The following is a 12,044-nucleotide window of genomic DNA, read 5'->3' on the forward strand; positions in this document are numbered from 1 at the left end:
GAAATATGTAGAAATTTTGTCGGTTATTCGTTGTTTTCCCGTAATCAGTGAATTTCACCTTCCTCAATCGGGCTAAATTTTTTTTCTCGCATTCGTTTCCTGAACAGCCGTCTTGCGCCCAGGCGCATGAATCAATTTCAGAGTGGATCCGGCGCAAGCGCCGATCCTTGTCTTGTCGTTCAGGAGCGAGTGTGATTATTTCCCGACAGTTAACCGGACTGGCTCTCGCCGGTGCGTTTCTCGGACTCAGTCTGTCCGCCCATGCGTTCAGTCCCGCTGCACAAGCCAGTGCCGATATCCGCCGCACCTCCTTTGGTGTGCCGCACATCCGCGCGGAAAATGAACGCGGACTGGGTTTCGGCATTGGTTACGCCTACGCGCAGGACAACCTGTGCCTGCTGGCCAACGAGATCGTCACGGTCAATGGCCAGCGCTCGCGTTATTTCGGGCCGGAGCAGTTCACCGTCGAACAACGCGAGAATCGCGTCAGCGACCTGTTCTTCACCTGGCTCAACACTCCCGCAGCGGTGAAAGCCTTCTGGGACGCGCAACCGGCGCAGGTGCACGATCTGGTGGAAGGTTATGCCGCGGGCTATAACCGTTATCTCGCCGAACGCCGCCAGCAGGGTCTCCCGCAACAGTGCCAGGGTGAGTGGGTGCGTGATATCAGCGCCGAAGATCTGGTCAAACTCACTCGGCGCCTGCTGGTCGAGGGCGGGGTCGGACAGTTCGCCGAAGCCCTGGCTGGCGCGACGCCGCCGCAGGCCACGGCGCAGCTCGGCAGCGATGCCCGGGCCTATCAGTTGGCGGACGCGCGCCTGCAGCGCTTCGCTCTGGATCGCGGCAGCAATGCCGTGGCGGTCGGCAGCGAACGCTCGTTCAACGGACGCGGCATGCTGCTGGCCAACCCGCATTTTCCATGGGTTGGCGGCATGCGCTTTTACCAGATGCACCTGACCATTCCGGGCAAACTCGACGTCATGGGTGCAGCCTTGCCGGGGTTGCCGATGATCAACATCGGTTTCAACCAGCACCTGGCCTGGACCCACACGGTGGATTCATCCAAACACTTCACCCTGTATCGTCTGCAACTCGATCCGAAAGACCCGACCCGCTACCTGCTCGACGGCAAGTCGCTGCCGTTGAACAAGCAGACGGTCACTGTGCAGGTCAAACAGGCGGACGGTCAGGTGGTGCCGGTCTCGCGCGATGTCTACAGCTCGCAGTTCGGCCCGATCGTGCAATGGCCGGGCAAACTCGACTGGGATCATCAGTACGCGTACAGCCTGCGCGACGCCAACCTGGACAATGATCGCGTGCTGACGCAGTGGTACGCGATGAACCAGGCGTCGAGCCTCAAGGCTCTGCAGGATTCGGTGCACAAGCTTCAGGGCATCCCCTGGGTCAACACCCTGGCCGTGGATGATAAGGGTCAGACGCTGTACATGAACCTGTCGGTGGTGCCGAACGTCAGCGCCGACAAACTGGCCAAATGCAGCGACCCGCGCATCGGCTTGCAGATGATCGTGCTCGACGGCTCCAACAGCACTTGCGCCTGGGATATCGATCCGCAAGCTGCGCAGAAGGGTATCTATGCCGCCAGCCAGCTGCCGCAACTGTTGCGCAAGGACTTCGTCCAGCATTCCAACGATTCCGCGTGGCTGGCGAACCCGGCACAACCGCTGACCGGGTTCTCGCCGCTGATCAGTCAGGACGGCCAGCCGTTGGGCCTGCGATCACGATTTGCGCTGGAGCGTCTGAGTGCTCTGGGCAAAGAAGGGCCGCTGGCGGTGAAGGATCTGCAACAGATGGTGATGGACGACAACGTCTTTCTGGCGACTCAGGTGCTGCCCGATCTGCTGAAGTTCTGCGCTGCGGATCTGGGTGCGGACGCGGCCGCGTTGAAGCCGGTTTGCGCCAGTCTCAAGGGTTGGGATGGCCGGGCGAATCTGGATTCGGGCATTGGTCTGGTGCATTTCCAGAACATCATGCAGGCGCTGCAAGCGTCGCCGGATGTCTGGCGTGTGCCGTTCGATCCAAAAGACCCGCAACACACGCCACGCGGGTTGGCGATCGAGCAACCGGCCGTGAGCAAGGCACTGCGTGAAGCGCTGCTGGCGTCGGCTGCCACTGCGCAGAAAATGGGTCTCAAGCCTGAAACCCGCTGGGGCGATATTCAGGTGGCGAGCAGCGGCGCTCAACAAACCGCAATTCACGGCGGGCCGGGAACGCTGGGGATCTACAACGCGATCCAGAGCGTGCCGCGTGAAGACGGCAAACTCGAAGTGATCAGCGGCACCAGCTACCTGCAAGTGGTGACCTTCGACGACAAAGGCCCGCACGCTCAAGGGTTGCTGGCGTTCTCGCTGTCCAGTGACCCTGAGTCGAAATACTCCCGGGATCAGACCGAGGCGTTTTCGAAAAAGCAGTGGAGTGTGTTGCCGTTCACTGAGCAGCAGATCGCTGCCGATCCGCAATATCAGGTGCAAACGGTTCGCGAGGTGGCGGGCAAGACTGCCGGAGTAGCTGCGCAGTAAGGTGTCCTGAACGAAAAAGCCGCTGCTCCTTGACGGGAACAGCGGCTTTTTTGTTGCCCTGAGTTAACCGTGGCAGGTGGTGCCCGGTTTCAGGTTTTTGGTGGCTGCCGCGGCATCGAGTTGATCACCGGATCACCCTCGGTATTGCGCGTAAGGTAGACCGGCAACACCTTGGGCAGGGCGTTGACGAGGCCGCCGAGCTCTTTGATGTTGTAGACACCGCCGACGCGGATCGCGCCGGTGTTGGCGTCGGCCAGTTTCAGTGGTTTGCTCAGGTAGCGATTGATCAGCGGCAAGGCTTCGTTGAGTGCCAGGTTGTCGAGCACCAGTTTGCCATTGCGCCAGGCCAGGGCGTTGTCGTTGGCGTAAGTCTGGCTGATCTGTGGCATGTAGTCGCCATGTCGGTACTGCGCCTGCATGGCCGGCCCCAGGCGCAGACCGTCGCCGGGCAGGGCGGCGTTGCTGGTTACCAGAACCGAGCCTTCGATCAGGTTGACCCGCACCTGATCTTCGTAGAGCCAGACATTGAAGCGGGTGCCGGTCACGCGAATCTTGCCTTCGCCAGCCCTGACCACGAACGGGTGGGAGAGGTCGTGGCTGACTTCGAAAAACGCTTCACCCTTTTTCAGGGTGACCCGGCGTTCGTCCTTGTAATTGCTGAAGCTCAGCTCGGTATTGAGGTTGAGCTCGACCTGACTACCGTCCTTCAAGGTGACCTGACGGACATTGTCGGTGGCTTCGAAATGCTGATAGCTGTTGGGCAACCAGCCCAGATTCCAGCCACCGTACGCCGCCAGTGGCAAGGCCAGGGCGCAGACGCTCGCGGCAATTGCGTAGCGCCGCCAGGCGGGCACCGCAGCGGTCAGCGGTACATTGAGCGTTGGGGGTAGCGGCGGACGCGGCAGATGTTCGGCAACGTCCCAGATCTCCAGCATCGCTTCGTATTCGAATGCATGCAGCGGATGCGCATCGCGCCATTGCTCGAAAGCCAGACGCTCCTCGGCGGAGCAGTCTACGGCGTGCAGACGCATGCACCAGTGCGCGGCGGCATCGGTGATCGCATCGTATTCGGCTTCCGAGAGGGATTCTTGGGTCATTGACTCGTCCTGATTTGCTGCATTCTAACCTTGCGGGCGTTGCGCCGAGAACATCCGTCATGGCAATTGCCCATCAAAGTGGAACTTATTTTTCCGTCAGACGCCCAAAAACAGGACATCAGAGGAACATCATCCACAAATGGAGTGAAAAAATGATCAAAAAAACCTTAGCCGCTGCAATCGCCACCGCCGCTTTGTTCAGCGCCGGTGCCGCCATGGCTGATCGTCCCGGTGCGGGCTGGGTCACCATCGAAAAGGCTATCGAGATCGTGAAAACCAAGGCCGGTTACGTCGAAGTCTATGAAATCGAGGCCGACAATGACGGCTACTGGAAAGGCGAGGGCCGCAAGGCCGACGGTTCGGTGTATGAATTCCGTATCGATGGCGCCTCGGGCAATGTATTGCGTGACCAGAAAGACTGAGTTCACCCAGCGATGAACCATGCGCAGGCCAACCGCCTGCGCATTTTTTTTACCTCAGTTGAGCCCTCCGTGAGGTTGGGTTACCGGATCCAGCTGGCGGCCCATTTCGCAAATCAGGAAGGCGATCGAATCGGCATTGCGCAATATCGTGTCGATGCGTGGATGCGGGTTGGTCGGGCTGAGAAATGCCGTTCGCGCGTCCTCCAGATTCCTCGTCCCCGTGGTCTTGAGAACTTCCCTGCGCACATGTTCCATGCCCTCAAACTCGTCGATATCGAGCCACTCCTGAAGGTTGTCGCTCCAGCGCGAAAACAGCTCTTCACGGCGCGTGGACAGTGACAGTGCTTCGCGCTGAAATCGGGTCTGTACCTGTTTTCGGGCCGCTCCGTAACCGGTCACCGTAGCAATCAAGTCGGCAAACGGGCGCCGCGCTTCCAGGGAGGCGATGTCGACGGTCTTGCTGAACTGATGGGAAAACTCGTGGATCAGCGTCGCTGCCCGTGCATGCCCGTCAACATTGAACGGTTCGGTCAGGCCTGTGTTGTACCAATCCAGCCCTTGATTGAAGAACTTTTCGGTGAAGTGGACTTTCTTGAGTAAATCGCCACCCAGTACAAAGGCGATTACACCCGAGCTGCTGTGTCTGTTCGAGCCGACCACAAAGCGACTGGTATTCAACAGGTCTTCTGTTGGATCGACCAAGGCATCACAGATCGGCACGATGGCCTGCTTCAGCTTGTCGAGAATGTCGGCATCAATCCGTTGCACGTCAAAAAAAGACTTGAGAAAAGTATCGAGGCGGGTGCCCGGCACATAGTTTCTCAGCTGGGCAAGATTGTGCAGGCTGTTGAACGCGTAATGCCGGGCCAGATCAATTGCCTCGATCAACATGCGGGCTTTTTCCGGATGGCGGGCGCGGATTTCTTCCATGCCTTGCGCTTCGATATTCAGCATGTACCGCGCCTGGCGATGGGTGGCGTAATGGTTGAGCATCGTCGACATGGCCTTGCCGAAATGCACGGTATGGCGATCCGGGTCCAGCACCAGTTGCCGGGAAGCGGTGTGTTGCAACACCGGGCCTGGCTGCTCGGCGCCTTTGATCTGCCAGACGGCTCCCGGCCGCTCCACGGGATAGACTTTGCCGGCGATAGGGGCGTAAGTCGCTTTGGTTGTCAGATCCTGATACGTGCCCTCGGCAGCATCGTGAGTCAGATCCTTCAGGGCGATCGTCGGAGCTTCGAATGTCTGCAGCGAGGTGCGCAGCGGATCGGTCGGCTTTGTCTGCGCAAGGACGGGGGCGCTCAGCGTGGTTGGCTGCGGTGTTTGCGGCGCTGCCACGGCTTGAGATTCCAGACGTGACTCCAGCGCCAGTCGCCCGAGACTGATCATCTCCGCTGCGCCGGCGACAAAGGTTTGCAGCGCACGTTTCCAGTGGTGATCCTGCAACGCTTCGGCCGAGTCCAGAAAATCCTGGTAGCTTTGCCAGAGAAACTGCACATAGGCGAGTTTGCCCGGCAGCAGGCCCCGGATCTGCTGGATGCCGGAACTGAACAGGTGCTTCGCGGCGTCCCAATCCGCCTGCGCCGATGGCAGCGAATGGCTGCTCAGCAAGTGTGGCAACAAGGCCAGATTGTCGTCGAACAACTGCAGCAGCAAGTTGCCGTCGACCGGGGTAGTGGCCAGGTTCATCTCGCTCGTCTGGCCGCTGCTCGCCTTGAACAACGCGCTGAAGATCGAACGTTGATTTTCCGGCAAGCGGCGCAGCAGCAGGTCCTGCAGTGAGCCCGGCGTATTCAGCGCGGCGATCACTGCTGCCTCGTCCTCGAACTCACTGAATGCGTGCTCTCCATGGTAGGGCGCATAAAGCACCTGAGGGCCGGATTTTTCCGCAGGGCCGATCAAGTACAGCCCCAGCGCCTTGATCGCGGATGCCCCGGCGGTCTTGATCAGCGCCAACGGCCGGACAATCGCATCGGCCCCGTGCACGGTCGCACGAGCGACGGCATCGGGCATGTCGAGCACCTGTGAAATCAAGTCGAAAGCCTTCGGCGACAAGCGTTGTTGCAGTTGTAACTGATGGGCATGTTGCAGCAGTTGCCAGGGTAGTTGCTGGATGAAACGCAGCTTGCGTTGTTCGGCGTCGACGTCATTCGCGGACAACACCGAGGTGATTTTATTGGCAAATGTTGTCGCAACGTTCAAGGACAACAGCAGGCTCCTGACCGCTTGTTGGTCGAGTCCGGTCGGCAGCGTCCGGTCGGTGCTCGAGCTGAGGGTGAATGCAGTGTCCTGGGCAATATGCGCATGGTTCAAGGCGAAATCGGTCAGGCTCATTGCAGACCCGATCAGGCTCAGCGCGGGAGTGACGGTGATCTGTTCGGGGTCGAGATCCTGCCTGTGCAAGCGGGTGTTCAGCAGCGTCTTTAGGGTCTGCCGGATGTAATCACGCAAGGTTGGCAGCGCGTGGAGATAATCCTCGTCGTCGATGACGCTGTGCCGCCACTGTTCCAGCAGTTCCAGGTGCAACTGCTGATCGTCAAGCCTGGCCATTCCCAGCCAGGCAGGCAGTGAATGCTGCTTGCCGAGTGCCATCGCCAGAGCGGTGGCGCGTTGCAGGTTGGTCTCAACGACTTGCTCACTCAACGTCTTGAGGATCTGATGTTCCCGTGGCTTTGGCCAATGGCGGCCCCGCACCTGTTCACAGCGCTGGAGAAAATGTTCGATCGTTGATTCGGTGCGATCCTGCAAGACATTGCCGCTGATCAGCTGTAACCGTCCCAGTGTGTAGTGTTGATGGAACCTCTGGTGCAGGGGTGAAAGGTTTTCCAGCAGCGCCAGGCGTTTTTGCGGATCCAGCAGCCGCTGGTTTAAAACCTGTCTGGCGTGCTCGATCGAGCGGAAGACTTCCAGGCCCAGAGCCGGGGTCCACAAGATCGCGCGTCCGGAGTGCTGCGTATCGAGGCCACCGCGTTCCGTGAGCAGGACGCAGTTGGCCAGCGGCAGCACTTCGCTCTCACCAGCGACCTGTAACGTCAATGACCAGGCATCCGGCCGAATCCCGTTGAGTGCCTTGCGGCGGCTGCGATCCGGGTGATCCGGATTGAACACGGTGTCGACCAGGGTTTGCGCATGACGGCTTAGCGTTCCGTCCAGGACTCTCAACCGTGCTTCGCCATTGATGCCGACAGACAGGGCGTGCGCCAGCTTCGCTGCGATACCTTGCAGGTAGGTACGCTGCAGCGCTGTGACGGTCAACGGCTGGGCGGCGAAGTCTGCGGCGATGGTTGGCATAATGCTGGCGAACTTGCGCACTTCGGCTGCGGCGGTGTCCGCCAGCACCCTTGAAGGCAATGGGTTGCCGGTGAGCATCGGCCGGGTGCTCCAGCGCCCGCGAGCATCCAGGGTGACAAGGCGCTCGTGGAGCATCGAGCGGATGTCCAGGGCCTTATCGAACAGTGCGCGGATATCCACGACGCCGTCGCTGTGCCGGTACAACTGCAAGGCATAGTCGATGTTCTGTCGTTGCTTGGTGATGATCAATTCGAGCAGTACGCTGAACACGTCTCCGGCGATCGATTTGCCGGAAACCTGCGGCCGGTCGAAACCGAGGAAGCGCTGGCGCTCGTCGAGACTCAGCAGACCATAGAGTTCGTCTTCGTGCCCGGGGCTGGCGAACTTGCCGAGCAGCATGGATTTTAGATCTGCGTAGTCCTTGAGCACCTGCAAGCCGTGCGTCGGGGTATACAGGCAGCTTTCGGAATGGCCGATCATCAGCGCACCGGCCAGCTCCACGAAGTTTGCCTGGTGCTCCCATAAACGCACGGTTTCCACGGCCGCGCGAGGTGCCAGACTTTCACTGAAACCCAGCGACGTCAGCAGGCTGTCGAATTGGCGCTGATCGATGATGCCCGCCTCGCGTTTGAGCAAAAAGTCCGCCAGCGCCTGCTGCCGAATGATCTGCGCCAATACGTCGCGCCGCGAGGCCCCGTCAGCACTGGGCCCATTCCAGTAGCGCTCCATTTGCTGGTACAGCAACACCAGCAGTTTGCCTGATGCCGTGGTGACGGCTGTCTCCCAGTGTTGCTGATCACTGGCCTGGAAAGTCCGGTCGGGGTGCGAAAACTCATGGGTCTGGCCAACCGGCCATCCGGTGTGGCGATAGTGCAACAGCAGCGCATCGCCAAGCGACAGCGCTTCAAGCCCATGCCGCGAAGCGAGGTCGGTCGATGCCGGGCCGGTGGCAGTCGTGGTCGCGTACAGGTTCACGCGCGTGCGTGTCTGATCGACGCCGCGCATCGTTGGCGTCAGCAGTGCGTCGACTATGGTCTGGAGCAGACTGCCAAGTTCGGGCAGTTGCATCAATTCATCAAGCATCGCTTGCGTGTTGAGCTGATGGCAATGCTCGATGACGGCGCGTTGATCTTCGAAGATATCGCCTTCGACGAGCTGGTAGGTCACGCTGATGCCGTGCTGTTCTGCCAGTCGTTTGCGTTGGGAAAAGGCGAGGAACGCCAGCAGTCGGTCGTCCTCGCTGGCGCTGTTCAGCTGCTGTTCCAGGTGCGCGGTCAGGGCGGTGAGGCTGGCATGTTTTTTTAGCCCGGCGAAAGGTGTGTACAACAGGATCCCGTGATCATCCGGGGTGGCACTGAGTATGAAACTGCCGGCTAGAGGCACCGCTGGCGCACCAGCGGTATTGAGCAGGATGCGCTGGGCAAGCATGGGCGGGGTCTGCTGACTGCGCAGTGCGTGGGTCGCCAGTTGCACGTGACTCAGCCATTGAAAGTCAGCAGTCGACAAGTGATGGAGATTGCCGAGTTCGCGCCACGATCCGGGGGAGTTGAGGATGGGCTGGAACAGCAGGGGAGGAATGGGAGCAGGCATCATCGGGTCTCGTTCAGGGCACCGTCCGGTGCACCGGTAAATTGAGACACGAGACTAAAGACCGGATCGATTACAGAGGTGGTACATAGTTACCGCACCAGCGGCAGCGCAATGTGCTAGCCGCGACAAGCCGGCACCACAACGGTTGACAGCACCCGTACCGGGCGTGGTTAATCGCTGGGCAAGCTGTTCGTACGCTGTTGTTCCCTCCAATAATTAGTCTGGAGCTTCAGATGTCTGCGCCACACGATTCCGTGTCTTCCCCCGTTGCGTCCACACTCTCGCTCGAAGCGCTGACGCAATTGCTTGAAAAGGTTTTCCTGCGCCACGGTACGTCGGCGTCCGTCGCCCGCACTCTGGCTGCCAACTGCGCCGGTGCCGAACGTGACGGTGCGCACAGTCATGGCGTGTTCCGTATCCCCGGATATGTTTCGACCCTCAATAGCGGTTGGGTCAATGGACAGGCTGTGCCGCAAGTCGAGGACGTAGCCTCGGGTTTCGTGCGAGTCGATGCCGGCAACGGTTTCGCCCAGCCCGCGCTGGCCGCTGCTCGTTCGTTGTTGGTGGAGAAGGCGCGTAAAGCAGGAATTGCGGTGTTGGCGATTCGCAACTCGCATCACTTTGCGGCGCTGTGGCCGGACGTCGAGCCGTTTGCCGAAGAAGGGCTGGTGGCGCTCAGCGTGGTCAACAGCATGACCTGCGTGGTGCCGCATGGCGCCGATCGGCCGCTGTTCGGCACCAACCCGATTGCCTTTGCCGCGCCGCGGGCCGGTGGTGCGCCGATTGTCTTTGATCTGGCGACCAGCGCCATCGCTCACGGTGATGTGCAGATCGCGGCGCGCAAGGGCGAACGTCTGCCCGCCGGAATGGGCGTGGATGGTCTTGGGCAGGCGACGCAGGATCCGAAGGCCATTCTTGAGGGCGGCGCACTGTTGCCATTCGGCGGCCATAAAGGTTCGGCATTGTCGATGATGGTCGAGCTGCTGGCGGCGGCGTTGACCGGGGGCAATTTCTCCTTCGAGTTCGACTGGTCGAACCATCCCGGGGCCAAGACCCCGTGGACCGGGCAGTTGCTGATCGTCATCGACCCAAGCAAATCCGCCGGGCAAAGTTTTGCCGAGCGCAGCGAAGAACTGGTGCGGCAGATGCATGGGGTGGGATTGAAGCGCTTGCCGGGTGATCGCCGGCATTTGCAGCGCGCGCGGTCGCTGGCCGAGGGTATTGTGCTGGAGGAGCAGACGCTGGCGCAGTTGCGCGAATTGGCCGGGGAATAATTGTCAGATAACCCATGTGGCGAGGGAGCTTGCTCCCGCCTGATTGCGAAGCGATCCCCTTTTATCTGCTTGAGAATAGGGGACTGCTGCGCAGTCCAGCGGGAGCAAGCTCCCTCGCCACAGGTTTTTTGTCAGACGTCGATCAACGACGACCGAGCAACAAGCCCACCACCAGACCGAAACCGGCGGAAATCGCTACGGTCTGCCATGGATGGCCGCCAATGTAGCTCTCGGTAGCCTCGACCGCCGGTTTGGTGCGCTCACGCACGCTCGAAACAGAATCCAGCGCCTGTTGCAGTTTCAGGGCGATTTGTCCGCGCAGGGTCTCGGCTTCTTCGCCCACCAGTGAGGCGCTGCTCTTGAGCAGTTTGTCGGACTCTTCGATCAAAGCCTGAAGTTCGCTGAAGGCTTGATCCTTGATTTGGTCTTCGACGGCTTGCACGCGGGATTTGCGGGCCATTGGGTGACTCCTTGCAGATGGATGAACAGTGATCAATGGAGTGTGGCGCTGACTGAAAAGTTGCACTGATTTTAGGTGCGAAAGAAAAACCTGCGCGGGAGATTTCCCTCGAGCGTGTAAGATGTCGCCATTTTACGCAGCAGGTATTTCCCCATGAGTTTCAATCTGGCCGACAAATCCCTCGCCGAGCGCGCTGCGCTGGAAGACGAGAAATCCCGTCTGTTCGAACTCTGGCAGAACAATCTGGGTAAAGCCAAAGGCGAAGCCGCGCGGTTGTTCGGCGAACGCTCCAAGCGCAAGGGCAAATGGGCCGAGTGGGTGCGCGCCGAGCTGGATGGCATGTCCCCGCCGGAATTCGCCAACATGGTGCGCAGTGAGGTCAATCGACTGATGGCAGCCAACAAGTAACACGCGCCTCAGTCCGCATTGAAACATCCGACAATCGCCTCACTCACCTTGATCACTACCGGATCGATCTGCGTGCTGGTGCGCCAGCCCAGTTCGATCGGGTAACGCGGCAACGCCAGCGGGCAGGGCAGCAGCACCAGTCCGCTGAGCTCGGCAATGGCCTGCGCGGCATGGCGGGGGATGGTTGCCACCGCGCCGCTGCCCTTGAGCAGATGCGGCAGCGCGGCAAAGTGCGTGGTCGAGGCGCAGACCCGCCGGCTCAGACCCAGCGCCGCCAGGCCTTCATCGGTGATGCCGATAAAACCGCCCGAGGACACCAGAATGTGCTCGCGGGCGACGAACTCCGGCAAATCGATGTTCTGCTGGCCGGGCGCCAGACTGCCCGGATCGACCAGACACGCATAATCCCCTTCACCCAGCACCTGACGACTGAGCAGACGCTCGGCGAACCCACCGGCGGTGATCGCCAGGTCGATGCTGCGTTCCATCAGGGCGCGGGCGACGATCTGGCTGTGGGTCTGGCGGAAGATCAGCCGTAGCTTGGGAGCGCTGCGAGCGATGGCTTCGATCAGGCGCCGGCCATAAGCGATTTCGAAATCATCCGACAGGCCCACGGTGACTGATCGGCCGTCATAGTGGTGGGCCGCCGGATCGACCATCGCCAGGCTCTGCCGACATTTGTTCAGCGCCTCGCTGACCACCGGTTTCAGTTGATTGGCCTTGAGTGTCGGCGCCAATCCGCGCCCGGTGCGTACGAACAATTGATCGCCATATACCTCACGCAATCGACGCAATGCTGCGCTGACCGCCGATTGCGTCACGCCCAGACGCAGCGCCGCACGGCTGGCGCTGGACTCCTCATGCAAGGCTTCGAAGACTTTCAGCAGGTTGAGGTCGACGGTTGCGATATTCATTTGGTTCATATCATTCAGCAATGAGTCGGTGTTTATTCATGATCCCGCGCC

The 12,044-nt window shown here is 60.3% G+C and carries 8 protein-coding genes; 4 read left to right on the forward strand and 4 right to left on the reverse strand.

Annotated features, from left to right (window positions below; all coding sequences use genetic code 11):
• Positions 1–191: 191 nt before the first annotated feature.
• Positions 192–2,537, forward strand: coding sequence for an acylase (locus tag M0808_RS15235; RefSeq protein WP_247841735.1), 2,346 nt, complete (start codon positions 192–194; stop codon positions 2,535–2,537).
• An 89-nt stretch (positions 2,538–2,626) separates the two neighbouring features.
• Here M0808_RS15235 and M0808_RS15240 read toward each other — a convergent pair whose 3' ends face one another.
• On the reverse strand, positions 2,627–3,634 hold the full coding sequence (locus tag M0808_RS15240) for a FecR family protein (RefSeq protein WP_247841736.1): 1,008 nt from the start codon (positions 3,632–3,634) through the stop codon (positions 2,627–2,629).
• Between the two features lie 152 nt (positions 3,635–3,786).
• On the opposite strand from M0808_RS15240, the gene M0808_RS15245 reads away from it, so the two are divergent.
• The gene (locus tag M0808_RS15245; RefSeq protein WP_007961867.1) at positions 3,787–4,056 is read left to right on the forward strand and encodes a PepSY domain-containing protein; all 270 of its coding nucleotides are present in this window, start codon (positions 3,787–3,789) and stop codon (positions 4,054–4,056) included.
• A gap of 54 nt (positions 4,057–4,110) precedes the next feature.
• Here the strand turns inward: M0808_RS15245 and M0808_RS15250 are convergent, their stop codons facing one another.
• On the reverse strand, positions 4,111–8,940 hold the full coding sequence (locus tag M0808_RS15250; RefSeq protein ID WP_247841737.1) for a DUF6543 domain-containing protein: 4,830 nt from the start codon (positions 8,938–8,940) through the stop codon (positions 4,111–4,113).
• Between the two features lie 230 nt (positions 8,941–9,170).
• Here M0808_RS15250 and M0808_RS15255 point away from each other — a divergent pair, with 230 nt between their 5' ends.
• The gene (locus tag M0808_RS15255; RefSeq protein WP_247841738.1) at positions 9,171–10,211 is read left to right on the forward strand and encodes an Ldh family oxidoreductase; all 1,041 of its coding nucleotides are present in this window, start codon (positions 9,171–9,173) and stop codon (positions 10,209–10,211) included.
• Positions 10,212–10,353: 142 nt separating this feature from the next.
• Here the strand turns inward: M0808_RS15255 and M0808_RS15260 are convergent, their stop codons facing one another.
• Entirely contained in the window at positions 10,354–10,671 is a 318-nt protein-coding gene (locus tag M0808_RS15260; protein ID WP_007961870.1) for a DUF883 family protein, read from the reverse strand.
• 153 nt (positions 10,672–10,824) lie between these two features.
• Here M0808_RS15260 and M0808_RS15265 point away from each other — a divergent pair, with 153 nt between their 5' ends.
• A complete protein-coding gene (locus tag M0808_RS15265) occupies positions 10,825–11,079 on the forward strand; it encodes a hypothetical protein (RefSeq protein WP_003224595.1) in 255 nt (84 codons plus the stop codon).
• An 8-nt stretch (positions 11,080–11,087) separates the two neighbouring features.
• Here M0808_RS15265 and M0808_RS15270 read toward each other — a convergent pair whose 3' ends face one another.
• Complete coding sequence (locus tag M0808_RS15270; protein WP_247841739.1) at positions 11,088–12,002, reverse strand: LysR family transcriptional regulator; 915 nt, start codon at positions 12,000–12,002, stop codon at positions 11,088–11,090.
• Between the last annotated feature and the right edge of the window lie 42 nt (positions 12,003–12,044).

Origin of the sequence: Pseudomonas sp. MWU12-3103b, assembly GCF_023100615.1 — a bacterium.
GTDB classification, from domain to species: domain Bacteria; phylum Pseudomonadota; class Gammaproteobacteria; order Pseudomonadales; family Pseudomonadaceae; genus Aquipseudomonas; species Aquipseudomonas putida_A.

Coding starts and splice junctions, on each gene's coding strand:
- M0808_RS15240 (WP_247841736.1), bottom strand. CDS start 3,634: ATGACCCAAGAATCCCTCTCGGAAGCCGAATACGATGCGATCACCGAT.
- M0808_RS15245 (WP_007961867.1), top strand. CDS start 3,787: ATGATCAAAAAAACCTTAGCCGCTGCAATCGCCACCGCCGCTTTGTTC.
- M0808_RS15250 (WP_247841737.1), bottom strand. CDS start 8,940: ATGATGCCTGCTCCCATTCCTCCCCTGCTGTTCCAGCCCATCCTCAAC.
- M0808_RS15255 (WP_247841738.1), top strand. CDS start 9,171: ATGTCTGCGCCACACGATTCCGTGTCTTCCCCCGTTGCGTCCACACTC.
- M0808_RS15260 (WP_007961870.1), bottom strand. CDS start 10,671: ATGGCCCGCAAATCCCGCGTGCAAGCCGTCGAAGACCAAATCAAGGAT.
- M0808_RS15265 (WP_003224595.1), top strand. CDS start 10,825: ATGAGTTTCAATCTGGCCGACAAATCCCTCGCCGAGCGCGCTGCGCTG.
- M0808_RS15270 (WP_247841739.1), bottom strand. CDS start 12,002: ATGAACCAAATGAATATCGCAACCGTCGACCTCAACCTGCTGAAAGTC.